Source organism: Streptomyces sp. NPDC005195, from assembly GCF_040608315.1.
In the GTDB taxonomy this organism is placed as follows: domain Bacteria; phylum Actinomycetota; class Actinomycetes; order Streptomycetales; family Streptomycetaceae; genus Streptomyces; species Streptomyces kaempferi.
On the sequence record NZ_JBEXHZ010000002.1, the window covers coordinates 262,816 to 288,112 of the forward strand.

General features: G+C 71.9%; 18 protein-coding genes. 10 read left to right on the forward strand and 8 right to left on the reverse strand.

The window, feature by feature from the left end; genetic code table 11:
* The gene (locus ABZV34_RS03770) at positions 1-756 is read left to right on the forward strand and encodes a transporter substrate-binding domain-containing protein (RefSeq protein ID WP_356271112.1); all 756 of its coding nucleotides are present in this window, start codon (positions 1-3) and stop codon (positions 754-756) included.
* Positions 757-831: 75 nt separating this feature from the next.
* Here ABZV34_RS03770 and ABZV34_RS03775 read toward each other — a convergent pair whose 3' ends face one another.
* Complete coding sequence (locus ABZV34_RS03775; protein WP_356271113.1) at positions 832-2,262, reverse strand: MFS transporter; 1,431 nt, start codon at positions 2,260-2,262, stop codon at positions 832-834.
* 100 nt (positions 2,263-2,362) lie between these two features.
* Here ABZV34_RS03775 and ABZV34_RS03780 point away from each other — a divergent pair, with 100 nt between their 5' ends.
* Entirely contained in the window at positions 2,363-3,307 is a 945-nt protein-coding gene (locus tag ABZV34_RS03780) for a helix-turn-helix transcriptional regulator (protein WP_356271114.1), read from the forward strand.
* Between the two features lie 5 nt (positions 3,308-3,312).
* On the opposite strand, the gene ABZV34_RS03785 is transcribed toward ABZV34_RS03780, so the two are convergent.
* Positions 3,313-4,782, reverse strand: a complete 1,470-nt coding sequence (locus ABZV34_RS03785) for an MFS transporter (RefSeq protein ID WP_356271115.1) — start codon at positions 4,780-4,782, stop codon at positions 3,313-3,315.
* Between the two features lie 156 nt (positions 4,783-4,938).
* Between ABZV34_RS03785 and dusB the strand changes: the two genes are divergently transcribed.
* Positions 4,939-6,108, forward strand: coding sequence for a tRNA dihydrouridine synthase DusB (dusB, locus tag ABZV34_RS03790; RefSeq protein ID WP_356271116.1), 1,170 nt, complete (start codon positions 4,939-4,941; stop codon positions 6,106-6,108).
* Positions 6,109-6,313: 205 nt separating this feature from the next.
* On the opposite strand, the gene ABZV34_RS03795 is transcribed toward dusB, so the two are convergent.
* Positions 6,314-8,251, reverse strand: coding sequence for a glycogen debranching N-terminal domain-containing protein (locus ABZV34_RS03795; protein WP_356271117.1), 1,938 nt, complete (start codon positions 8,249-8,251; stop codon positions 6,314-6,316).
* Entirely contained in the window at positions 8,248-9,888 is a 1,641-nt protein-coding gene (locus ABZV34_RS03800; protein WP_356271241.1) for a hypothetical protein, read from the reverse strand. The genes ABZV34_RS03795 and ABZV34_RS03800 overlap by 4 nt, the downstream gene beginning before the upstream one ends.
* Positions 9,889-10,172: 284 nt before the next feature.
* Here ABZV34_RS03800 and ABZV34_RS03805 point away from each other — a divergent pair, with 284 nt between their 5' ends.
* The 6 genes from ABZV34_RS03805 (at position 10,173) to ABZV34_RS03830 (ending at position 19,487) form a co-directional block, all read left to right on the forward strand.
* Positions 10,173-11,405 (forward strand): ROK family protein, encoded by a 1,233-nt coding sequence (locus ABZV34_RS03805; protein ID WP_356271118.1) that lies wholly within the window; start codon positions 10,173-10,175, stop codon positions 11,403-11,405.
* Between the two features lie 497 nt (positions 11,406-11,902).
* Entirely contained in the window at positions 11,903-14,653 is a 2,751-nt protein-coding gene (gene ppdK / locus ABZV34_RS03810; RefSeq protein WP_356271119.1) for a pyruvate, phosphate dikinase, read from the forward strand.
* 345 nt (positions 14,654-14,998) lie between these two features.
* Entirely contained in the window at positions 14,999-15,409 is a 411-nt protein-coding gene (locus tag ABZV34_RS03815) for a hypothetical protein (RefSeq protein WP_356271120.1), read from the forward strand.
* Between the two features lie 104 nt (positions 15,410-15,513).
* Positions 15,514-16,167, forward strand: coding sequence for an ABC transporter ATP-binding protein (locus tag ABZV34_RS03820; RefSeq protein WP_356271242.1), 654 nt, complete (start codon positions 15,514-15,516; stop codon positions 16,165-16,167).
* A complete protein-coding gene (locus tag ABZV34_RS03825; protein ID WP_356271121.1) occupies positions 16,164-18,452 on the forward strand; it encodes an FtsX-like permease family protein in 2,289 nt (762 codons plus the stop codon). Before ABZV34_RS03820 ends, ABZV34_RS03825 begins: the two co-directional genes overlap by 4 nt.
* A gap of 96 nt (positions 18,453-18,548) precedes the next feature.
* Positions 18,549-19,487, forward strand: a complete 939-nt coding sequence (locus ABZV34_RS03830) for an oxidoreductase (protein ID WP_356271122.1) — start codon at positions 18,549-18,551, stop codon at positions 19,485-19,487.
* Positions 19,488-19,502: 15 nt separating this feature from the next.
* Here ABZV34_RS03830 and ABZV34_RS03835 read toward each other — a convergent pair whose 3' ends face one another.
* From ABZV34_RS03835 to nirB, 4 genes are all read right to left on the reverse strand, one after another.
* Positions 19,503-20,267: a glucose 1-dehydrogenase gene (locus ABZV34_RS03835; protein ID WP_356271123.1), complete on the reverse strand. Its 765-nt coding sequence runs from the start codon at positions 20,265-20,267 to the stop codon at positions 19,503-19,505.
* 115 nt (positions 20,268-20,382) lie between these two features.
* On the reverse strand, positions 20,383-20,967 hold the full coding sequence (locus ABZV34_RS03840) for a helix-turn-helix domain-containing protein (RefSeq protein WP_356271124.1): 585 nt from the start codon (positions 20,965-20,967) through the stop codon (positions 20,383-20,385).
* 38 nt (positions 20,968-21,005) lie between these two features.
* Complete coding sequence (gene nirD, locus ABZV34_RS03845) at positions 21,006-21,422, reverse strand: nitrite reductase small subunit NirD (RefSeq protein ID WP_356271125.1); 417 nt, start codon at positions 21,420-21,422, stop codon at positions 21,006-21,008.
* Positions 21,419-24,010: a nitrite reductase large subunit NirB gene (gene nirB, locus ABZV34_RS03850; RefSeq protein ID WP_356271243.1), complete on the reverse strand. Its 2,592-nt coding sequence runs from the start codon at positions 24,008-24,010 to the stop codon at positions 21,419-21,421. Before nirB ends, nirD begins: the two co-directional genes overlap by 4 nt.
* Before the next feature lie 480 nt (positions 24,011-24,490).
* On the opposite strand from nirB, the gene ABZV34_RS03855 reads away from it, so the two are divergent.
* The gene (locus ABZV34_RS03855; protein WP_356271126.1) at positions 24,491-25,273 is read left to right on the forward strand and encodes a TSUP family transporter; all 783 of its coding nucleotides are present in this window, start codon (positions 24,491-24,493) and stop codon (positions 25,271-25,273) included.
* Positions 25,274-25,297 lie beyond the last annotated feature (24 nt).

Consider the following 25,297-nt stretch of genomic DNA (forward strand, 5'->3'; position numbering starts at 1 on the left):
ATGACGACCGAAGCCGCCGCCGTCGCGCGGGATCTCGCACCGCACGGCACCCTGCGGGCCTCGATCAACCTGGGCAATCCGGTGCTGGCCGGGGGCACACCACGGTCGCCGGCCGGCGTCACCGTGGATCTCGCGCGCGAGATCGGTCTGCGGCTGGGACTTCCGGTGGAACTCCTCTGCTTCGAGGCGGCCCGCACGTCCTACGAGGCGATGACGGAGGGCCGGGCCGACCTCTGCTTCCTGGCCGTCGAGCCCGCCCGCGAGGCCGCGGTCGCCTTCACGGAGCCGTACGTGGTGATCGAGGGCGTGTACGCCGTGCCCCGCGACGCGGACCACGCGCACGCCGCCGACGTCGACCGTCCCGGCGTACGGATCGGGGTGAAACGCGGATCCGCCTACGACCTGTTCCTCACCCGCACACTGCGGCACGCGAGCGTCGTACGCGGGGAGGAAGGCGTCGACGTGTTCCGTGCCGGGGGGCTGGAGGCGGCGGCCGGCATCCGGCAGCCGATGACCGCGTACGTCGCGAGCCATCCCGAACTCCGGCTGATCGAGGACCGGTTCATGCAGATCCGGCAGGCGGTCGGCACGACCAGGGACCGCCGTCCGGAGACCGTCCGCTTCCTCCGCGATCTCGTCGAGGAGCTGAAGGCCGGCGGCTTCGTCGCGGACGCACTGCGGCGCTCGGGGCAGTCGCCCGCCCTGGTCGCCCCTCCGTCCGGACCGGGGTCCGCCCCCGTCACATCAGGGCCGTAGTGCGTCGTGCTGGACTGCCCGCTCCCGCACCGACGCGCCCCCGCCCCCCGCCGATCAGCCCGCGCGGCGACACCGTCAGCCGACCGTGCGCGGCAGCCGCAGGCTCAGTGCCGTCGTCAGGACCACGCCCGCCAGTTGCACCAGGAGCGTCGTCACCAGGGCGTCCCGCATGCCGTGGGCGGGGACGAGGGACAGGAACAGGGTGCCCAGGGTCGCGACGCCGACGGCGAGCGCCGACTGCTGGGTGGTCGCCATCACGCCGCTGCCGACACCGGCCCGCGCGGCCGGCACCTCGGAGAGGATGATCCGGATGAGCACCGGCAACTGGAGCGCCTGCCCCGCACCGGCGACCGCCGCGCCCGGGAGCAGCTCCCACACCCCGAGGTCCGGCCAGGACCGCCACGCGGTCAGCGTGATGAGGGTCACGCCCACCATCTGGATCAGGCCGCCCGCGGTGACGACCCGGGTGCCGTAGCGGGCGATCAGCCGCGGCCCGCAGAGGGAGGTGAAGAAGAAGACGACGGCCATCGGGGCGAGTGCCAGCCCGGCCGCGACCGGACCGAGGCCCGCGCCCCGCTGCAGCGCCACCGCGATCACGAACATGAAGCCGCTGAAGCCGATCGAGAACGGCACGATCATGATCAGACCGCGGCGCAGCGAGGTCAGCGCGAAGAGGCTGGGCGGCACCAGGGGAGTGCGGCCGGCGCGGTCCTCCCGGCGCTCGACGAGGTAGAACGCCGCGGCCACCAGGGGGAACAGGGCCAGCGACAGCCAGGTCCACAGTGGCCAGCCCGCCGCGCGGCCCTCGGTCAGCGGGGCCAGGAGCGTCAGCAGCGACAGCGCGAGCAGGACGGTGCCGGGGGTGTCGATCGGCTCCGGGTGCTGCGAGCGGGTCTCCGGGACCGCCCGTGCGGCCAGGACCAGGCCGAGGATGACGACGGGCACGTTCACGAGGAACACCGCGCGCCAGCCGGTGCCCGCGATGTCCGCGGCGACCAGGATGCCGCCGAGTATCTGCCCGGCCACCATGGAGAGCCCGGCCGTCGCGCCGTACAGGCCCATGGCCTTGGCGCGGCGGCCTCCCGCGGTCGCCGACTGGATGGTGGCGAGCACCTGCGGCAGCATCGCGGCGGACGCCGCGCCCTGCGCGACACGGGCCGCGACCAGCGTCCAGGCGCTGGGCGCGAGCCCGCACGCCAGCGAGGTCAGGCCGAAGGCCGCCATGCCCCCGAGGAAGAGCTGCCGCCGCCCGAAGAGGTCGCCGAGCCGGCCGCCCAGGACGAGCAGGACGGCGTACGAGACCCCGTACCCGGCGACGACGAGTTCGAGGACGGCCTCGCCCGCGTTCAGGTCCCGGCCGATGGTCGGGAGGGCCACGTTGACGATGAAGAAGTCGATGAGCGGGAGTGCCGCGCCGAGCAGCACGGTGAAGAGTCCGAGGCCACTGAGCAGGGGTGGCGCGGACGGTGATCGGACTGGTGTGGTCAGGGTTCCGGTTTCGGTCACGTAAAGAGCTTCGTCCCACCCTCAGGCTGGTACCAGAGTCTGCTTATCCTGGTAGAGGCAGTACCTGGCAACAGGTTCCGGTGGACGGCACTCTGGAGACATGACGACGATGGCGCGGGAGACGATCACCAGCCTGGAGCCGGCCGCCGGCGCCGCCCCGCGCGGAAGCGCGATCCGGCGGCACGAACTCGCCGCCTTCCTGCGCAACCGGCGCGAACGCATCCCGCCCGAGCAGGTCGGACTGCCCCGCGGCCACCGCAGGCGCACCCCGGGACTGCGCCGCGAGGAGGTCGCCCAGCTCTCGGCCGTCGGCGTCACCTGGTACACCTGGCTCGAACAGGCCCGCGACATCCAGGTCTCCGAACAGGTTCTCGACGCGCTGGCCCGCACCCTGCTGCTGGACTTCAGCGAGCGCGCCCACCTCTTCCAGCTGGCCGGCGCCGTCGACCCCACGCCCGCCGCGCGGTGCCCGACCCTCACCCCGGCGCTGCGCCACATGCTCACCCAGCTGGAGCCGGTCCCGGCCTGCATCCAGAACAGCCGGTACGACATCCTGGCGTACAACCGCACCTACGCCCGGCTGATGATGAGCGACCTGGACGCCGTGGCACCCGAGGACCGCAACTGCATGGTCCTCGTCTACACCCACGAGGAGTGGCGCAGGTCGATCGTGCTCCTCGACGAGACCATGCGCATGATGGCGGCCAAGCTGCGCGCCTCGATGGCCGGACACCTCGGCGAGCCCGCCTGGAAGATGCTGGTCAAACGGCTGCGGACGGAGTCGGCCGAGTTCCGGGAGATCTGGGAGCGGTACGAGGTGTTCGGCGGTTCCCGCAGCAAGACCAAGCAGTTCCTCAACCCGTACGTCGGGCTCCTCACCCTCGACCACACCGACCTGTGGCTCGCCCCCGACATGGGCGCCCGGATGGTGACGTACGCCCCCACCGACGAGGCGAGCCGTGCGGGGCTGGAGAAGCTGTACGAGATCGCGCGGGCGGCGGAGAGCGAGGCGGCCCGGGGGGCCGGGGCCACCCGGGCCTTCTGAAGCCCTCAGGCCGCCGGCGCGTCCTGGGAGCGGGCGCCCACCGGTTCGCGCGTCTCCGTCTCCGCGGGTGCCAGCTGCCTCGCCGTGCGTTCGGCGGTGCCGCGTGCCCAGCGTCCGCTGGTCAGGGCGCCGAGGACGAGGACGGCGAGACCACAGCCGGTGAGGATCCACCAGCCGGGGCGGGCGGCCGAGACGAACGTCTCCCGGTACGCGGAGGCGTGGATGCCGGAGGCGAGGACCGCGCCGATCACGGCGACGCCCAGGGTGCCGCCGATCTGGCGGCTGGTCGAGGCGACGGCCGCGGCGACACCGGCCTGGGTGCGGGGCATCCCGGACACGGCGGTGTTGGTGATGGGGGCGTTGACGAAGCCGAAGCCCAGACCGAACAGGAGGTAGCCGATGACGAGCGTGACGTTCGACGTCTCGGCCTCGAAGGCGGCGAACAGCAGCCCGCTCGCGGTGGTCGCGACCCCCGCGATCAGCAGGGACGGACGCGGCCCCCGACTGCCGACCAGCCGTCCGGACAGCGGCGCGCACACGAAGCACATCGCCGCCATGGGCAGCATCCACAGGCCCGCGTGCAGCGCGTCCAGGCCGCGGACGTTCTGCAGATAGAGCGTCGACAGGAACAGGAAGCCGCTGAGCGCGGCGAACGCGCTGACGGCGACGACCGTGGCCCCGCTGAACGGCGCCGAGCGGAAGAAGCGCAGATCGATGAGGGGTTCGGCGCGCCGGGGTTCATACCACAGGATGCCGAGCAGGGCGGCGACGGCGATCGCGCCGAAGGCGGCGGTCCTGGCGACGCCGGAACTGGGCGCCTCGATGATCGCGTACGTCAGCGAGCCCAGCAGCGCGACGACGAGGAGCTGGCCGACCGGGTCGGGACGGCGGGCCTTGGGGGCGCGGGACTCCGGGACGTACCGCCAGGTGAGCAGGAGGGCGGCGAGGCCCACCGGGAGATTGATCCAGAAGATCGAGCGCCAGCCGACCGAGTCCACCAGCAGTCCGCCGACCAGCGGGCCCGCGGCCAGCGATATGCCCACCACGGCGCCCCAGGCCCCGATCGCGCGGGCGCGCTCACGCGGGTCCGTGAAGGTGTTGGTGATGATCGACATCGCCACCGGGTTCAGCATCGAACCGCCGACCGCCTGCACCATGCGGAAGGCGACCAGCGATTCGAGGTTCGGGGCGAGGGAGCACAGCACCGAGCCGACGGTGAAGATCACCAGGCCCGCCTTGAAGATCCGGCGGCGGCCGATGCGGTCGGCCGTCGAACCCGCGAGCATCAGGAGCGACGCGAGGACCAGCGTGTACGCGTCGATCGTCCACTGGAGGCCGGCGACGCTCGCGTGCAGTTCCTTCTGCATCGAGGGCAGGGCGACGTTCAGCACCGTGTTGTCCAGGCTCACGATCAGCAGACTCATGCAGCAGATCGCGAGCACCAGGAGGCGGTGGCGTGGGGTGAGCTCGGGCATTCCACAAGCCTACGCCCACTTCGATAGTGCGTCTAACTAATTACCCTCGCCGATTTCCGTGACGGCGGTCACGGCGCGCCCCGACGTCCACCGCACGTCCCGGGGAGGCGGCAGGCCACTGTCACGGCACGCGCTCCCGTGCGCGACAATGGGGGAATGCCCACGACCGTCCTCGCCCCCGCCGCCCCGCTGGCGATCGGCCCCCACGCCGTCCAGCCGCCCGTCGTCCTGGCCCCCATGGCCGGGATCACGAACGCGCCCTTCCGCACCCTGTGCAGGGAGTTCAGCGGCGGCAAGGGTCTGTTCGTCAGCGAGATGATCACCACGCGGGCGCTGGTCGAGCGCAACGAGAAGACCATGCAGCTGATCCGCTTCGACGCGACCGAGCAGCCGCGCTCGATCCAGCTGTACGGCGTGGACCCGGCGACCGTCGGCAAGGCCGTCCGCATGATCGCGGAGGAAGACCTCGCCGACCACATCGACCTGAACTTCGGCTGCCCGGTGCCGAAGGTGACGCGCAAGGGCGGCGGCTCCGCCCTCCCCTACAAGCGCAACCTGCTGCGGGCGATCCTGCGGGAGGCCGTGAGCGGCGCCGGGGACCTGCCCGTCACGATGAAGATGCGCAAGGGCATCGACGACGACCACATCACCTTCCTGGACGCCGGCCGGATCGCCGTCGAGGAGGGTGTCACGGCCATCGCGCTGCACGGCCGCACCGCCGCGGAGCACTACGGCGGCACGGCGGACTGGGACGCCATCGCCCGCCTCAAGGAGCATGTGCCGGAGATCCCCGTCCTCGGCAACGGCGACATCTGGTCCGCCGAGGACGCGCTGCGGATGGTGCGCGAGACCGGCTGCGACGGCGTCGTGGTCGGGCGCGGCTGCCTCGGGCGGCCGTGGCTGTTCGCCGACCTGGTGGCGGCCTTCGAGGGTCGTACGGACGGCAGCCCCGACGGACACGGCGTTCGCCCGCCCCTCCGCGAGGTCGCGGCCGTCATGGTCCGGCACGCCACCCTGCTCGGCGAGTGGATGGGCGACGAGGCCCGCGGTGTCATCGACTTCCGCAAGCACGTGGCCTGGTACCTGAAGGGTTTCGCGGTCGGTTCCGACATGCGAAGGCGCCTCGCGATCACCTCGTCCCTGGCCGAACTCGCCGACGGGCTCGCCGAGTTGGACCTCGACCAGTCGTGGCCGACCGGCGCCGACGGCCCCCGTGGCCGCACCTCCGGCAACAACCGGGTCGTCCTGCCGGACGGCTGGCTCAAGGACCCGTACGACTGCGCGGGCATCAGCGAGGACGCCGAACTGGACACGTCCGGGGGCTGACCGGGCCGGCCCCCCGTCGGGCCCCCCGTCGGCCGGCCGTACTGGCGGGTCGGTGACGCCTACGCGCAACCCGGCGGCCCCGATGACCCGGATCACCCCGACGATCGTCTGACGCCTGTTCGACGAGGCCCATGAACCGTTCCGCCTCCGGCTGGAACAGTTCGTCGTGACGGCCCGGGACGCCACGAGTACCTCCTGAGTCCCGTCAGGCTCCGCCCACCGCCGTCAGCAGCGCCAGCGGCGCCGCCGCCGACCTCGACTCCCGTACGCACGCGTGCGGGTAGGGCACCGGCTCCGCGTGCGTGGCGCGGCCGTAGCCCGCGAGGACCTCGGGAAGCCGGTGGCCGGCCGCCGTGGCCGCGTCGACCAGGGCGTGGGCGACCGCGCGGGCCTCGTCGTGCAGGCCGTAGCGGGCCAGCCCCAGCGTGATCAGCGCGTTGTCGTGCGGCCAGACCGAACCGCGGTGGTACGACAGCGGGTGGTACGCGAGCTGGCCGGCGGCCAGCGTGCGGACGCCCCAGCCCGAGAAGAAGTCCGGCTCCAGCAGACGCCGGCCGACCAGTTCGCCGTACTCCTTGTCCAGGAGACCGGACCACAGCAGATGGCCCGCGTCCGAGGCGAGCGCGTCGACCTGACGGCCGTCGCCGTCCAACGCCAGCGCGGGGAAGGCCTGTTCGCCCATCCAGAAGTCTCGCTGGAAACGGTCGCGGAGATCCCCGGCGGCCTGTTCCAGAAGGGCCGCGTAGACCTCGTCGCCCCAGACCGTCCGGGACAGATGGGCGGTACGGCGCAGCGCGTCGTACGCGTATCCCTGCGCGCCGGCCGCCATCACCGGGCCACTGGGACGGCTGCCGTCCGCCGAGCAGATCGCGCCCGGGGAGTCCTTCCAGTTCTGGTTGGCGAGACCGCCGCCGTCCGCGCGGTAGACGAGATAGCCGCACGAGGTCAGGCCGCCGTGGTCCAGCATCCAGCCGATCGCCGCGCGGGCGTGCGACTCCAGCCGCCGGGCCAGGGTCACGTCACCGGTCTGCTCGGTGTACGCGCCGAGCAGCACCAGGAACAGCGGCGTGGCGTCCACCGACCCGTAGTACCGGCCGTACGGCACCTGCCCGAAGTGCGCCAGCTCGCCGTGCCGCACCTCGTGCACGATCTTGCCGGGCTGGGCCACCGCGGACGCCCCCACCTCGACCGCCTGGGTCGCGGCGAGCGCGGGCAGCGTGGCGGCGGCCAGCCGGGGACGGTAGGGAAGCGCGAACAGCGAGGTCAGCAGGGCGTCACGGCCCAGCAGGGTGAGGAACCAGGGAACCCCGGCGGCCGGCACCCGCAGCTCCTCGCCGTCCGGGCCGGTCGCCGGTACCTGGAGCACCGCCAGGTCCGACAGCCCGCGCGCGCAGGCCGCGGCCAGCTCCGGCCAGCCGGTCGGGAAGGGCACGCCCTCCGCGAACTCGTCCTCCAGCGCGAGCAGCCGCTCGTTGGCCGCGGCGGGGGAGAGAGGCACCTCCGGCTCCTTCAGCGCGCCGTGCGGACGCGCCGCGACGCGCAGCGACAGCTCCGCCGATTCGTGCGGCGGGAGGTCCAGGGTCCACACGAGGCGCCGGGCGCCCGTGCCCGTCTCCTCGACACCGTCCGGCGGCGGCTCGGAGGTGACCGTCGTGGCGGACCGCCACTCCCGGCGCCGGTAGCTGAACTCCACCCCGTCGTCCAGGACGCGGCGCCCCCGTACGGCGCCGGTCTTGGCGTACGTGCGGTGGTCGGAGCGCAGCTCGAACTGGTCCGTGAAGTCGGCGTCCACGGTGAGCGCGATACGCACGGTCGTGGGCGTCGGACGGTTGCTGGTGACGCGCAGCGACTCCACGAACGCGCCCTCGGTGACCGCCTGTTCACGGAAGAGCGTGTACGCGGGCGGTTCGTTGCGGCCGCCGCGCGGGACGAGCACACAGCGCGCCGTGTCCCCGTCCGAGACCGGCGTCAGCGCCTCGGGCACCGCGCCGTCGACGGTCAGCTGCCAGCGGCTGAGGTGCCGGGCGTCCCGTACGAACAGCCCGTCCGGGGAACTGCCGCCCCGTACCCCGCTGATGTCCCCGCCGTCACCCACGGCGGCGAACGTCCCACCGTGCACGAGCAGATGCTGCCGGTCCGTCATCCCCGGTCCCCTCCCTTGGCGCCCGTCCCGAATGAGCTGTGCCGTGCCGTGCTGTCCGGCGGCGTGCCGTGCGGGGCCGCGCCCTGTGCCGTGTCGAACGCGTCGCGCCCCGGACGGGACACGACCTGGTCCGCCCCTGGGGGCTCGTGCAGCAGGTCCAGCGTCAGCGCCGCCGTCCAGCTGAAGCCGAGTGCTCCGCAGGCCTCGCCGGTGTACGGATCCACGTACTCCGCGAACCCGGACGTGTCCGCCGTCTCCAGCAGTGCCGCGCGCAGCTCCCGCGCGCGGCCGTCCTCCCCGTGCAGCCGCAGCCCGCGCTCCAGCAGCCAGTTGGTGTTGAACCAGGCCGGGCCACGCCAGTAGCGGCGCGGGTCGAAGGCGTGCCCGGTCAGGTCGTAGCTGGGCACCAGCCGGGCGGCCCCGCCGAGCCCGAAGTGCGGGCCGCCCGCGGTGCGGACGAGGGTGGTGGCGATGTCGCGAGGCAGCGCGGGGAGGATGAGCGGCAGCAGTCCGGCGACACTGCGCTCGGGGATCAGCGAGCCACCTGGAGAGCGCCGCTCCGCACGGTGAGCACCGCTCCGCGAGCGCTGCTCTCGTGCGCGAGCATCGCTCTGCGACCGGTGCTCCGCTTCGAGAGCACCGCTCTGTAAGCGCGGCTCCGAAGCGCGATCGCCACTCGGAGAGCGCCGCTCCGTTCCGTGAGCACCGCTCAGGCCCTCGCCCTCGCGCGTACCCTCACCCTCACCCCCGCCGTACACGTCCCGGCAGAAGAACATCCCCTCGGCCGGGTCCCACAGCCGCTCCACCAGCGCCGCCGTCAGGCGCTCCGCGCGTGCGTGCCGTGCGGTCCCCGCCGCGCCCAGTTCCCGGGCGATGGCCGCGAGCGCGTGCTCGGAGGCGATCAGCAGCGCGTTGAACGCCGGGTCCTCGACGGCGAATCGGCCCGCCCCGGCCCCCGCGCCCGCCCCGGCGCCGGCGGCGTCGGCGTACCCGCTGTCCCGGTAGTCCGTCGCGAGCCGCACGTACCGCCCGTAGTCGAGATCCGTCGGGCGGTCCTCGGCGGACCCGTGGTCGAGGTCGGCGCGCCGGAAGGTGCGCGGCGGAGCCGGGGTGATCCGGCCGAGCGGGGCGTCCCAGCAGGGGCTGTTGTCCATGCCCTGCTCCCAGGGGTGGACCACGGAGGCGAGCCCGCCGCCGCCCAGGTCCCGGCGGTGCAGCAGATAGCGGTGCCACGCCGCGAGGCGGGGATACACCCGGGGAAGGAAGGACCGCGCCCGGGACAGGCCGGGGTCGGCCCGGTGGACCAGCCAGGCCGCGAGCGCGTGCACCGGTGGCTGCACGATGCCCGACGTCTGTACGGCGCGCGGGGCACCCGCGGCGCGCCCCGCGGTCGAGGAGCGCCAGAAGTCGGGGCTCGGGAAGTACGCGTCGAGCGGGACGGAGGGGTTGAACACGATGTGCGGAATCCGGCCGTCACCCCACTGGGCGCCGAGCAGGGTCTCCAGTTCCGTCTGCGCGCGCAGGGGGGACACATGGCGCAGCCCGATCGCGATGAAGGCCGAGTCCCAGGACCACTGGTGCGGATACAGGCCGCGCGAGGGGACGGTGGACGTTCCCGTCCAGTTGCCTTCGAGCACGTGGGCGGCCCTGAGGCGTAGCGACCCGGCGGACCGTACGGGATCGGACACGTCGGCGGCGGCGTGGGTGATCTCGCGCGAGCCGGGCGGAGCGGGGGAGCCCGAGGTGCGCACGGGGGTGGTGATTCCCGTGCGGCGGATGGTGAGTTGGGTTGTGCTGTCCACTCAGGTCTCCCCGAAGACGTCCGGCCGACCGGTTCGGCACTGGGTACCGTAGAGTTACGTCTATTTAACACGCAAAACCCAATATGTAATGCAGAGTTGGGGAACGCAAGGGGTGGGGCATGACCGGCACGACGGGAAGGGCGGCGGAGGCCATGAGGGCCGGGAACCAGGCAAGCGCCGGAGATCTGCTCGAACTGGTGCGCAGCGGCCGTGCCACGACGCGCGGAGCGCTCCAGCGGGCCACCGGTCTGTCCCGGGCCACGGTCGGCCAGCGCCTCGACCGGCTCTTCCGCGCGGGCTGGCTGCGCGAGGGCGCGGGCGGCCCGGTGGACTCACCGCTGGGCGGCCGCCCCTCCATCACCCTGGAGTTCGACGACGCGCACGCCGTCGTCCTCGCCGCCGACCTCGACACCCGGCACGGCCGGGCCGCCGTGGTCTCGCTGACCGGGGAGATCCAGGCCGAGCACCACGGCACGCTGCGTATCGAGGACGGCCCGGACGCGGTCCTCGGCGAACTGGGCGGCTGGTTCGCCGAACTGCTGGAGAAGGCCGGGCGGTCCGTGGGTTCGGTGTGCGGGATCGGGCTGGCGGTGCCGGGCCCGGTCGACAGCGAGACCGGCCGGGTCGTGCAGCCGCCGATCATGCCGGGCTGGGACGGCTACGACATCCGGGGGCGCCTGGGGCGCGCCTTCGCGGAACACGCGGGCGGCGGCACCGGCGTCCCCGTCCTCGTCGACAACGACGCCAACCTGATGGCGTACGGCGAACAGCGCGCCGGGTACCCGGACTGCTCGGCGTTCGCCCTGGTCAAGGTCTCCACCGGGATCGGCGCGGGCATGGTCGTCGGCGGCTCCGTCTACCGGGGTGTCGACGGGGGCGCCGGCGACATAGGCCACATCCGGGTCGGCGCCGACGCGCTGTGCCGGTGCGGGTCGTACGGGTGTCTGGCGGCCGTGGCGAGCGGTGGCGCGGTGGCGCGGCGGCTCGTGGAGTCCGGAGTGCCGGCCGCCTCCGGCTCGGACGTGCGCGACCTGCTGGCGGCCGGGCACCCGGAGGCGATGGCGCTCGCGCGGGAGGCGGGGCGGCAGGTCGGGGACGTCCTCGCGACCGTCGTGACCCTGCTGAACCCAGGGGTTCTGATGATCGCCGGAGACCTGGCCGGAACCCCGTTCCTCACGGGCGTGCGGGAGCTGCTGTACCAGCGGGCGCTGCCTCGCTCCACCGCTCATCTGGACGTGGTGACGTCGAGGCTCGGCGAGCGGGCCGGACTGGTCGGCGCCGGGGCGCTGGTCGTCGAGTACCTCTACGCGCCGGAACGGGCCGAGGAGCGGCTGGCGGCGCTGGGCGTCTGAACCTGCGGGGTGTCTGCGCGGGAGCCTGAGCCCGCGGGATGCCCGAGCCTCCCGTGGCTGGTGTCTGGTGCCGGTTCCCGGTGCCATGTGACAGCCGTGTTTCGCGTCCGCGTCGTGGTCCGCATGATGAAATTCCGGCCGTCCTTCCGGCGTGATTCTCGCCACCTTTGATCGGGGTAATGCTCAGATGAGCGGATCTTGGGCGGCTGCACTTCCCTAAGGAGTGGCACTCAGTGCCACCCCTTGATCGTTCATCGATTAAACTCAGACGTGTCGGAGAGTGCTCACATGAGCGTTTTGACCGGTGGGTGCGTGCTCGCTCGTTCGAGAAGTGAAAACATCCCGCTCCGGGCGCTTGCCAAGCCTTGACTTTCGATCGCGTGGCGGACGGGTGGTTACAGGCGCATGACGTGCAAGTGGACGTACCCAGGTGCCTTCGATCTGGGTATGTTCCTCGCCGTCAGGGCAGCCACCGCGTCGTCGAGGAGTCGAGACTCGTGTCGGAAAACAGAGATCCCCACGTAGCCGAGAGCGGCGACAGCGGCGTCGGGGACGTGAAGTTCGTCTACGACTTCACCGAGGGCAACAAAGACCTCAAGGACCTCTTGGGCGGCAAGGGTGCGAACCTCGCCGAGATGACCAACCTGGGCCTTCCCGTCCCTCCGGGCTTCACGATCACCACCGAGGCGTGCAAGACCTACCTCGACAGCGGCGACGAGCCCGCGGCACTGCGTGACGAGGTCAGCACGCACCTCAAGGCGCTCGAGGCGAGCATGGGCAAGAAGCTCGGCCAGGCCGACGACCCTCTGCTCGTGTCGGTCCGTTCCGGTGCGAAGTTCTCGATGCCCGGCATGATGGACACGGTCCTGAACATCGGGCTCTCCGACAAGTCGGTCCAGGGGCTCGCCCAGCAGGCCGGCGACGACCGCTTCGCGTGGGACTCCTACCGCCGCCTCATCCAGATGTTCGGCAAGACGGTCCTCGGCGTCGACGGAGAGCTCTTCGAGGACGCGCTGGAGGCCGCGAAGGTGGCCAAGAAGGTCACCGTCGACACGGAGCTGGAGGCCGGCGACCTCAAGAAGCTGGTCACGAAGTTCAAGAGGATCGTCAAGACCGAGGCCGGCCGGGACTTCCCACAGGACCCGCGCGAGCAGATGGACCTCGCCATCCACGCGGTCTTCGACTCCTGGAACACCGACCGCGCCAAGCTCTACCGCCGCCAGGAGCGCATCCCGCACGACCTCGGCACGGCCGTCAACATCTGTTCGATGGTCTTCGGCAACCTGGGCCCCGACTCCGGCACCGGGGTCGCCTTCACCCGTGACCCGGCCTCCGGCCATCAGGGCGTGTACGGCGACTACCTGCAGAACGCCCAGGGCGAGGACGTCGTCGCCGGCATCCGCAACACCGTCGCGCTCGCCGAGCTGGAGTCGATCGACAAGAAGTCGTACGACCAGCTGATGCAGATCATGGAGACCCTGGAGAACCACTACAAGGACCTCTGCGACATCGAGTTCACCATCGAGCGCGGTCAGTTGTGGATGCTCCAGACCCGCGTCGGCAAGCGCACCGCGGGCGCGGCCTTCCGGATCGCCACCCAGCTGGTGGACCAGGGCCTGATCGACGAGGCCGAGGCGCTCCAGCGGGTGACCGGCGCCCAGCTCGCCCAGCTGATGTTCCCGCGCTTCGACGACCAGGCGAAGGTCGACCAGATCGGCCGCGGCATCGCCGCCTCGCCGGGCGCGGCCGTCGGCAAGGCCGTCTTCGACTCGTACACCGCGATCAAGTGGTCGCGCTCCGGCGAGAAGGTCATCCTGATCCGCCGCGAGACCAACCCCGACGACCTCGACGGCATGATCGCGGCGGAGGGCATCCTCACCTCCCGCGGCGGCAAGACCTCGCACGCGGCGGTCGTCGCCCGCGGCATGGGCAAGACATGCGTGTGCGGCGCGGAGGAACTGGAGGTCGACACCAAGCGGCGCCGGATGACGGCCCCCGGCGGCGTGGTGATCGAGGAGGGCGACGTCGTCTCCATCGACGGCTCGACCGGCAAGGTCTACCTCGGCGAGGTCCCCGTCGTGCCCTCCCCGGTCGTCGAGTACTTCGAGGGCCGGATGCACGCCGGCGCGGACGACGCCGACGAACTGGTCGCCGCCGTGCACCGGATCATGGCGTACGCGGACCGGGTCCGCCGGCTGCGGGTGCGGGCCAACGCCGACAACGCGGAGGACGCCCTGCGGGCTCGGCGCTTCGGAGCGCAGGGCATCGGCCTGTGCCGCACCGAGCACATGTTCCTCGGCGACCGGCGCGAGCTGGTGGAGCGGCTGATCCTGGCCGACACGGACGCGGAGCGCGAGGACTCCCTGAAGGAGCTGCTCCCGCTCCAGAAGCGGGACTTCATCGAACTCTTCGAGGCGATGGACGGCCTTCCGGTGACGATCCGTCTCCTCGACCCGCCGCTGCACGAGTTCCTGCCCGACGTGACCGAACTGTCGGTACGGGTGGCGCTCGCGGAGTCGCGCGGCGACGCCAACGAGAACGACCTGCGCCTGCTCCAGGCGGTGCACCGGCTGCACGAGCAGAACCCGATGCTGGGTCTGCGCGGTGTGCGCCTCGGCCTGGTCATCCCCGGCCTGTTCACGATGCAGGTACGGGCGATCGCGGAGGCGGCGGCCGAGCGCAGGAACGCCAAGGGCGACCCGCGCGCCGAGGTCATGATCCCGCTGGTCGGAACGGTCCAGGAACTGGAGATCGTCCGCGAGGAGGCCGACCGGGTCATCGCGGAGGTGCAGGAGACGACGGGCATCGAGCTGAAGCTCGCCATCGGCACGATGATCGAGCTCCCGCGGGCGGCTCTCACGGCGGGGCAGATCGCCGAGGCCGCCGAGTTCTTCTCCTTCGGCACGAACGACCTCACGCAGACCGTCTGGGGCTTCTCCCGGGACGACGTGGAGGCGAGCTTCTTCACGGCGTACCTGGAGAAGGGCATCTTCGGGGTGTCGCCCTTCGAGACCATCGACAGGGACGGCGTGGGCTCTCTGGTCCGCTCCGCCGTCCAGGCCGGCCGGGCGACGCGTCCCGGCCTGAAGCTCGGCGTCTGCGGCGAACACGGTGGCGACCCCGAGTCGGTCCACTTCTTCCACGAGGTGGGCCTCGACTACGTCTCCTGCTCGCCGTTCCGGATTCCGGTGGCGCGCCTGGAGGCGGGCCGGGCGGCGTCGACGGCGAAGGGCAGCGACCACCGGTAGCCCCGGGACACCGGGAACTCTGGAACTCCGGGCTCGTCGACCACCATCCGACCCTCACCGGCGGTCGACGGTTCCGGCGTACGAAAGAAGCGGGGCGGCACCTTGTGCGAGGTGCCGCCCCGTCGTGCGTGGCCCCCGCGGCGGCCCGAGCCGTGCAAGTCACCGCGCCCCAGTGGTGGTTGAGAGCCCACCCCGATCCCCGCCCGCGCCTCCCGTGCTTCCCGTGCCTCCGGATCACCTGATGGGATGGCGATCCGGAGGCCAAAGGTTTCAGCGCGTTACTGATCCAATACCGTCTGTCATCGCTGGTGGTCGTGGGGCTGCCGGGAACGGAGAAGGTGACAGATGAAGACGGCGATGGTGAGCGCGGTGGCGGCTGGGATGTTCCTTTTGGGGGTGGGGGCCGCGACGGCGCAGTCGTGGCACGAGATCCCCTTGATGGAGCCGACCGGCGTGGCCTTCGTCCAAGGGCGCTACCAGTTCAACCCGGCGGGCCGGAATCACGGAGCCTTCGAGTGGACCGGCAAACTCCGGGACACCTCGGCCAACGACCGACACAACGTCTACATGCGGGTCCGTGTCGAGGGGCACGGCTGGGTCCGCTACTACGGGAAGCAGCGGCAGACCGTGCGCATGCACCACTTCAACTGGGACGGCGCCCAGCAGTACACGGATGACGCGGAGGTGCAGGCCTGCCGCGACCTGGGCACCGCCCGGCTGGACAACTGCTCCGTGCCGATCCACTTCAAGCCGTAGCCGATCCCCGCAGCGGGCAGGACCCGGGCGCGAGCCCGGGTCCGTCCCCTGCTGTTTGCCTGGAGACTCACATCAATACGTCAGAGATCTTGTCGGCGACGGGGATCGACCTCTTCTACGGGCGGTCGCATGCCGTCAGGGGCGCGACCATCGCCCTGAGGCGGGGAGAGGCCGTGGCGATCACGGGGCAGAGCGGATCGGGAAAGTCGTCCCTCCTGTACTGCCTGGCAGGGGTGCTGCCTGTCGCGTCGGGACAAGTCCGTTTCGAGGGAAGTGTGTTGGGCGCACTTGACGATGACAGGCTCAGCGCCCTACGCCGTGATCGGTTCGGATTCGTCTTCCAGTACGGGGAGTTGCTGCCCGAACTGACCGTGGAGGAGAACACGGCGCTTCCGCTACGGCTGGCCGGGCAGCGCAAGAGCAAGGCGCTCGCCGCGGCCGGCGAGGTGCTGGAGCGACTTGGGCTCGGCGACCTGCGGGGGCGGCGCCCCTCGCAGGTCTCGGGCGGCCAGAGCCAGCGCGTCGCTGTGGCGCGTGCCCTTGTGCACAGGCCCGCCGTGGTCTTCGCCGACGAGCCGACCGGCTCGTTGGACAGCGTCAACGCTGCCACCGTGCTTGAGGAGTTCCTTGCTCTCGCCCGCTCGCAGGGCACAGCGGTCGTCCTGGTCACCCACGATTCGAAGGTCGCGGCCCGGGCGGACCGTCACTACGCGATGTGCGACGGCTCGCTCCACGTCCGAGAACAGGAAGCGTCGTGAGGGAACTTCTTCTGGGGATCAGGCTGCTGCTCGGCAGCGGGCGCGGGAATCGCGCACGATTTGCCCTCATGGTGGCGGGCGGCTCGCTCGGTGTGTGCTGTCTGGCCATGGTGCTCACCATTCCCGGGATCCTTGAATCCCAGGACGCGCGTATCGCGGCCCGGCAGTCGGTTGTCCCGAGAGACTTCTCCGGCCGTGCGATCCGTGACGGCTTTCCGCTGACGACCGACCGCACCGACCCCTACGGCGCCGCGCCCCTGACCCGGGTCTTCATCGCGCGAGGCACGAGGGAGATCGAGCCGCCGCCCGGGCTGGTCGCGCTCCCCCGGGACGGCCAGGTGTTCGCCTCTCCCGCTCTGCACCGGCTACTCAGGGCCGAGCCGGCGTTGGCACAGAGGTTTCCGGGCAAGGAGGCAGGGCTGATCGGAGCCGAGGGGCTGGCGCGCCCCGATGAGCTCGTCGCCTACGTGGGTGTGAGCCGCAGCGTGCTGTCCGACGGATATCCCGTGAAGCAGTGGGGCACCGGCTACGCGCCGAATCCCACGGTGCAGCCTGCCACGCTCGACATCCTCCGCTTCACCATGGCAGGTGTCGTGCTACTGCCGCTCACCGTGTTCCTCTCCGTGTGCGCGCGCCTGTCCGCCGCTGAGCGCACTCGCCGCCTGGCCGCCCTCCGGCTGCTGGGGCTGAGCAGGAAGGGCACGCAGCGGGTGAACGCCGCCGAGACGGTCGCGGCGGCCTGTTTGGGCGCTGTCCTCGGCTTGGTCGAGTACGAGGCCGTGAACCGGCTCGTGTCCTGGATCGGTCTGCCCGGGCTCAGGATGTATCCGTCCGACGGGAGGCTCTCGGCCACGACGGTCGTGGTGTGCCTGGTGGGCTGCCCCGCGCTCGCGTGGTTCGTGGGCCGTGCCAGCGCGCGCAAGGCTGCCGCCAGTCCACTGGCCGTTCGGCGTGGTGCGGTGGAGAAGCCGCCGTCGAAGTGGGGATTCGTACCTCTGGCGGCAGGTGTGGGCGTGATGGCGGGCTACTGCGTCGCCGGAGCCAGGGGCTATGTGCCCACCAGCACGGCCCTGTCGTCGACGCTCGTCCTCTCGGCGATCGGTCTCGTCGGCGTGGGACTTGTACTGTCCCTTCCCGCACTGTCCGGGTTTCTGGCGCGCCGGGTGGCCCGCACCGCGGAATCGCTGCCGCTGGGACTCGCGATGCGGCGCAGCGAGACAGAGCCCGGTGGTGTTCTCCGAGTGGCCACCGGCCTTGTTCTGCTGGTTTTCGTCGCGCCCCTGGCGCAGGGCGTGCTCATCGAGCTGAACCAGGCTTCCAGGAACACCTCGTCGGTGCAGCGGTACGACATCATGCTCGAGAAGACCGGCCGGTCTCAGCAGCGGGCGCTCGAAAGCCTGCCCGCTCTGCGGACGTACTTCGCCTTGCTGACGTCGGCCTATGACGCCGACGAGTCGATGCCAGGCACCGCCGCCACCGCGGTGGTGGCCACATGCGCCCAGTTGCGCAGAATGGTGCGGTCGGTCGATGGGTGCGTCGACGGACGGCCTCTGTGGCTCCGGGATCCCGCGCAGATGGGGGAGGGTCTCGAGGCGGGGGACAGCTTCCACTTCCTGCTGGGGGACGAGCACCACACCCGCGATCTGAAGCTCACGGTGCCGGACCAGAAGGTGCGGTTCCACAACCCGGTGGGCAGCCAGATGCTCGGCGGCGAGGCGATTCTCCTCCCCCCGTCCATGCTGCCGCGAGACGTTCGCTTGGCGAAGGCGACCCTCGTGCTCGTCAGCGACTCCGACGACGCCACGGTGCGGCGCGTTCTCGACGGAATCGGTGCAGCCGCACCCACCGCGCAAGTCGTCCCGCAGGCGATTGACGTCACCGCCCTCCAGCAGGGCGCGGTCGTCAAAACCCTCCTCACCGTAGGCATGATCCTAGGCCTCGTCATCGGTGTCGCCGCCTACCTCGTGGCCGCCACCGACCGTGCCGTGGAGCGGCGGCCGCAGGTCACCGCGCTGACTCTGCTCGGTGCGCGGACGCGGACCCTGCGGGCGGCGCAGGTGGCGCAGGTGGTGCTGCCGTTGGTGGTGGGGCTGGTGCCGGCGCTGGTGGTGGGGAAGATGGCCGAGTCGAGCTACCTGGTCATCGGTGGCGGGCCGGTCCTCTGGGACGGGGCCGGGGTCCCGGTCCTGCTCGTCTGTGCGCTGGGCGTCGTGGTCGTCGCCGCCGTCGGTGCGCTGCCACTGGTCGGGCGGCGGATCGATCCCGAGCTGATCCGGCGTCACTGACGGCTCCGGAGGACGCGACCGGGTCTCACGGTCCGAGGCGGGGGAAGGCGGTGCGGCGTACGGTGAGGGACAGACACCGGTGGAGAGAGGTCCGGCATGACCGCGTGGAACGTGAACGACATCCCCGACCAGAGCGGTCGTACGGCCGTCGTCACCGGCGCCAACAGCGGGATCGGCCATGTGACGGCGCGTGAACTGGCCCGGCGTGGAGCGCGGGTCGTGCTGGCCTGCCGCAGCGAGGCGCGGGCGAGCGAGGCCGGCGACCGGATCGTCTCCGAAGTGCCGGGCGCCGACGTGGAGTTCGTACGGCTGGACCTGGGCGACCTCGACTCCGTCGCGGAGTTCGCGTCGACCTACGACCGTCTGTACGGCGAGCGGCTCGATCTGCTCGTCAACAACGCCGGGGTGATGGCCCTGCCGCAGGGACGGACCACCGACGGGTTCGAGACACAGTTCGGGGTCAACCACCTGGGGCACTTCGCGCTCACCGGGCTGCTGCTCCCCGCGCTGCTGAACAGCCCCCGGGCGCGGATCGTGACCGTGTCGAGCATGGTGCACGCGCTCTCCAACCTCGACATCGACGACCTCGGCAGCGAGCGGCCCTCCTACCGGCGCTGGACCGCCTACGCCCGCTCCAAGACCGCCAACCTGCTCTTCACCCACGAACTGGCACGCAGGCTGGCGGCCGTCGGGTCCGACGTGGTGGCGGCCGCGGCCCACCCCGGGTACGCCAGGACGAACCTGCAGACCGCCGGGCCCAGGATGGCCGGACGCAAAGGGGCCGAGCGGTTCATGGAGATCGGCAACCTGCTCTTCGGGCAGAGCCCGCGGGCGGGGGCCCTGCCCACGCTGTACGCGGCCACCGCGCCCGGCGTGCTCCCCGACTCCTTCACCGGACCCTCGTTCGCGATGTGGCGTGGCGCGCCGGCGGAGTCCTGGCGGACCGGCTGGACCCGCGACGACACGGCGGGTGAGCGGCTCTGGGACGTTTCCGAGCAGCTCACCGGAGTGTCGTACGACGCCCTGAAGGCCTGACCGGTCCACCGGTGCTCAGAGCGCGCCGCCGCCGTCGACCACCAGATCCGTGCCGACGACCGACGCCGCGTCCTCGGACGCCAGATACAGGACGGCCGCGGCCACCTCCTCCGTCCTCGACACCCGGCCCAGTGGCAGTTCGTGCCGCACCCGTTCGATCCGCTCGGCCTCCGACTCGCCGGGGCGCAGCGACATCGTGGTGGCGGCGGCGCCGGGGCTGACGACGTTGATCCGGACGCCGTCGGCGATGTGGTCGAGGGCCGCGGCGCGGGTCAGCGCGGTGACGGCCGCCTTGGACGCGGCGTAGGCGGCGACGCCCGGACGCCGGGTGTGCACGCCGATGGTGGAGGCGATGTTGACGATCGCACCGCCGGTCGGCTGGGTCCGCATCTGCCGGATCTGGGCCTGGAGAGCCAGGAACACGCCGGTCGTGTTGATGTCGAACTGCGCGTGCCAGTCCGCCTCCGCGAGGTCGGCGAGCGGGGTCCCCCCGTGGAAGACGGCCGCGTTGTTGACCGCCACGTCGAGTGAGCCGAAGCGGTCCACGGCCGCCCCGACGAGATCCCGCCAGTCGGCGGCGCGCGACACGTCGGCGGGCACGGCCAGCGCCTTGCCGCCGCGCGCCTCGATCAACGCGACCGTCTCGTCCAGCGGGGCGGCGGTGCGCCCGGCGACGACGACGTGCGCGCCCTCGGCGGCGAACGCCAGAGCGGTGGTGCGGCCGATGCCGGATCCGGCACCCGTGACGAGGGCGGTCCTGCCGGAGAAGCGGACGCTCACGAGTCCTCCATTCGTCTGCGGTGTCGTACGGGACGCGTACGCGAGAGCATGGCGTTTTTACAGACTGATCGGTTCAATATGAGGGGACGCCGAGACGCGCCGAGCGGAGGCGCGTTCAGTCGAGCAGTGTCAGCGCCTGCTCCGCGGCGTCCTGTACGCGGGCCGGATCCGTGGACGCCTTGCCCACCACCCGCAGTCCCTGCATCAGGACCAGCAGCATGCGGGCGAGGGCCAGCGGGTCGCGGCCGGCGGGCAGTTCGCCCTGGGCCTCGGCGCGGACCAGGGCCGCGTGCAGCAGGGTCTCGAGGTGGTCCCAGTTGTGCTCGACCCGGCGGGCCGCGTCCGTGTCGTGGGGGGCCAGTTCGGTGGCCGTGTTGGTGACGAAGCAGCCGCTCAGGCGCCGTTCGCCGGTCGACGCCTCGGTCGCGAAACGGCGGACCACCGCACGGACGGCCGGCAGGGCCGGACCCGGCTGGGACAACTCCCGCAGCAGGTGCGGATTGCGCGCCTGCTGATAACGGTCCAGCGCCTTCAGGTACAGGTCGTGCTTGTTGCCGAAGGTCGCGTAGATGCTGGCGCGCCCCACGCCGAGGTGCTCGACGAGATCCGCCATCGACGTCGCCTCGTAACCGCGGTGCCAGAACAGCTCCAGGGCCGACTGCAGCGCGGCGTCCGGATCGAACTCCTTGGTCCTGGCCATGCGGGGGAGCCTAGACTTTTCCAGAACGAACGGTCAAGTCAGAGGATGCGCGCGCCATGGCGGTGGGCCCCTGCCTCGTACGTCTCCACCCCGTACGTCTCCACCTCGTACGTCCTCACCTCGTACGTCGTGACCGTCACCGTTTCGTCGTCCAGGCACCGTCCCGACTCCAGGTCGAACCGCTGCTTGAGGAGCGGCGAGGCGACGAAGGGCCGGCCCTGGTGGGAGCCGGTCAGGCCGCGGGAGAGGACCGCCGCGCCGCTGAACGGGTCGCGGTTGTCGATGGCGTACGTCCGGCCGGTCCGGTCGCGGAAGACGGCGGCCTGACGGCCGTCCGGCAGCAGGGCGGCCACCCCCCGGCCGGGTGTCAGGGCGGAGAGGTCACAGAGGGTCAACCATGTCGCATTCAGGCGTAGTTGGACCTTCGGGTGAGGGGTGTCGTGGGGTCGGGTCATCGCTGGGCGCTTCCTTCCAGAGGGCGTCGGCCGATGGTCAGCAGCGGCAGGTCCGGTTTGATCTGGTCGCGCTCGGGGACGAAGCCGACCACCGGGTCGGGGGTGCCGGGGGCGTTCACGAACGACACGAACCGGGCCAGTCTCACCGGGTCGCGAAGGGTCTCCGCCCACTCGTCGCGGTAGGCGCGGACATGAGCGGCCATCAGGGAGTCCAGCTCCTCGCAGATGCCGAGCGAGTCGTGCACGACGACGTCCCGGACATGGCCGAGGCCGCCCGTGATCCGCTCAAGCCAGGCCGAGGTGCGTTCCAGCCGGTCGGCGGTACGGATGTAGAACATCAGGAACCGGTCGATCAGACGGATCAGCCCGGCATCGTCCAGGTCCTGGGCGAGCAGGTCCGCGTGGCGCGGCGTGGCGCCGCCGTTGCCGCCGACCCAGAGGTTCCAGCCGGTGGCCGTGGCGATGACGCCGAAGTCCTTGGACCGGGCCTCGGCGCACTCCCGGGCGCATCCGGAGACCGCCGACTTGAGCTTGTGGGGTGAGCGCAGTCCCCGGTAGCGCAGCTCCAGGTCGATCGCCATCCGGACCGAGTCCTGGACCCCGTAGCGGCACCAGGTGCGCCCGACGCAGGACTTCACGGTCCGCAGTGCCTTTCCGTACGCGTGCCCGGACTCGAAGCCCGCGTCCACCAGCCTGGCCCAGATCAGGGGGAGTTGCTCGACCCGCGCGCCGAACAGGTCGATGCGCTGACCGCCCGTGATCTTGGTGTAGAGGCCGAAGTCCCGGGCGACCTCACCGATCACGATGAGCTTCTCGGGGGTGATCTCGCCGCCGGGGACGCGCGGCACGATCGAGTACGAGCCGTTCCTCTGCAGGTTGGCGAGGAAGTGGTCGTTGGTGTCCTGGAGGGCCGCCTCCTCGCCGTCCAGGACATGGCCGCTCGTGCCGAGGACCGGGGCGAGCGAGGCGAGGACCGAGGCGACGGCCGGTTTGCAGATCTCGCAGCCGTCGCCGCCCCGGGCCCCGGGCCGTCCGCAGCGGTCCAGCAACGCCCGGTACGAGGAGATCCGCAGCGCGAGGACGATCTCGTACAGCTCCTCGCGGGTCTGCGGGAAGCAGCCGCACAGGCCGTGGTCGGCCTCGACGCCGTGCGCCGCCAGCTCCTCGTCCACGAGCTGACCGAGGACTCTGATGCAACTCCCGCAGCCGGTACCGGCCTTGGTGCACTCCTTCACCTCCGGCACGGTGGTGCGGGAGTGTTCGGTGACCGCGTCGCGGACCGTGCCCTTGGTGACGTTGTGGCAGGAGCAGACGACGGCCGAGTCGGGGAGCGCGGAGGGGCCGAGAGCGGCCGGGGCACCCGCGGACGCCGGGAGCACCAGCTGCCCGGGGGCGATCGGCGGCACCGATCCGGTGAGGGCGCGCAGGGTGCCGTACGCGTCGGCGTCGCCGACCAGGATGCCGCCGAGCAGTTCGCCGTCGCGGCCGATGACGAGCTTGCGGTACGTGCCCGAGCGCGCGTCGGCGTAGACGACGTCGAGGCAGTCGGCGGTGGTGCCGTGCGCGTCGCCGAAGGAGGCGACGTCCACGCCGAGCAGTTTGAGCTTGGTGGAGAGGTCGGCACCGGTGAAACCGGCGGCCGCGTCCGCGCCGGCGATCGTCGCGGCGGCCGTCTCGGCCATCGCGTAGCCGGGCGCGACCAGCCCGTACACCCGGCCGTCGGACGCGAGGGCGCACTCGCCGATCGCGAACACGCGCGGGTCGGAGGTGCGGCACCGCTCGTCGACCGAGATGCCGCCGCGCTCGCCGACGGTGAGTCCGCTGTCGCGGGCGAGCCGGTCGCGCGGACGCACGCCCGCCGAGAACACCACCAGGTCCGTGGCGAGTTCGGAGCCGTCGGAGAGTCCCATGCCGGTCACGGCGCCGTCGGCGCCGGTGACGATCTCCCGTGTGCCCGTACCGGTGTGGACGGTCAGGCCGAGGTCCCTGACGGTGCGCAGCAGCGCCGCGCCGCCGCCCTCGTCGACCTGCACGGGCATCAGGCGCGGCGCGAACTCCACGATGTGCGTGGCCAGTCCGAGGCTCTGGAGCGCGCCCGCCGCTTCCAGCCCCAGCAGGCCACCGCCGACCACCGCGCCGGTCGTGGCCCGCGCCTTCGCGTACTCCTCGATGGCGAGCAGGTCCTCGATGGTCCGGTAGACGAAGCAGCCCTCGGCCTCCCTGCCCGGCACGGGCGGCACGAAGGGGGAGGAGCCGGTGGCGAGGACCAGGGTGTCGTAGGCGACGGTCAGGCCGGAGCGGGCCGTCACCGTCCGCGCCGCCCGGTCGATCGTCCCGGCCGGGTCGCCGAGGTGCAGTTCGATGCCGTGCTCGGCGATGAAGCCGGCGTCGGTCAGCGTGAGTTCGTCCGGGGTGCGGCCCGAGAAGTACGAGGTGAGCCGGACCCGGTCGTAGGCCGGACGGGGCTCCTCACCCAGCACGACCACCCGGTGCGTCGCGGTCAGTCCGCGCTCGGCCAGCGCCTCCAGGAAACGCTGGCCGACCATGCCGTGACCGACGAGCACGATCGTGGGGGTGTCCGTGGCCATCGGGAGCCTCCGTCGTCGGGGTGCGGTGGGGCGGCCCGCGGCCGGGACCCCGGTGGGCGGCAAGCGGTGGCGCGGGCGCTGCTCCTCGGCGTCCGCGGGTACGGCGTCGGCGGGTACGGCGGACGCCACCGGGGCGCCGGCTCTTCGTGGCGCCGGGTCGGTCGAGTCGCCGGGTGCTCGGCGCCCCGGGCGGGACGGGGTCCCCGCGGATCCGGCGCCGGTCATCACCGGCCGCGCGTTCGAGGTCATGCCCGCAGCGTGCGATGCCGGTGTTACCCGGTCGCATCACCGCTGTTTCCCGGGCGGAACGCTGATCTCAGCGGGGGCGGGGACCGGTTGTGAGGGTCCCGCCCGGTGGCCGCCCGGAGACGTCACCGGCGGGTGCCGGGCGGTCGCGCGGCCCTGGATGGTGGGAGCCGAACCTCAGAAGACGCCCAATTCCATGGACGGCACATCCATCCCCTCCATAGGGTCGCGATCATGCCCGACATATCGCTGACCATGGTCGTTGTGCTGTGCCTCGCCTCCCTCGCGGCGGGATGGATCGACGCCGTGGTGGGCGGCGGCGGACTGCTCCTGCTGCCCGCGCTCCTGCTCGGACTGCCGGGCGGCACCTCGGCGGCGTACGCGCTCGGTACCAACAAGGCGGTCGCGATCGTCGGGACGAGCGGCGCGGCGGTGACGTACGCGCGCAAGGCGACCGTCGACGTGCGGCTGGCCGTCCGGATCGGTCTCGCGGCGCTCGTCGGTTCCACGGCCGGTGCCTTCGTGGCCGCCGGGATGAGCACGGACGTCCTGAAGCCCGTCGTGATGGTGGTCCTGGTCGACGTCGGGACGTTCGTCATCCTGCGTCCCGCCTTCGGCACCGCGCCCTCCGCCGAACCCGTCCCGCCGCGCCGCGTGCTCGCCGCGATCGGACTCGCGGGCCTCGGCATCGGCTTCTACGACGGGCTCGTCGGCCCCGGCACGGGCACCTTCCTCGTCCTCGCCCTCACCGCGCTGCTCCACCTCGACCTGGTGACCGCCTCCGCGACCGCGAAGATCGTCAACTGCTGCACCAACGCGGGCGCCCTCGCGACCTTCGCGTGGAAGGGCACGGTGTACTGGCAACTGGCCGCCCTGATGGCGGTCTTCAACCTCGTCGGCGGCACCGTCGGGGCGCACACCGCGCTGAAGCGGGGCAGCGGGTTCGTCCGGGTGGTCCTGCTCACCGTGGTGTTCGCGCTGGTCGCGAACCTGGCGTACCAGCAGTGGGTGGCCTGAGGCCGCCGCTCCGGCCGGACCTGT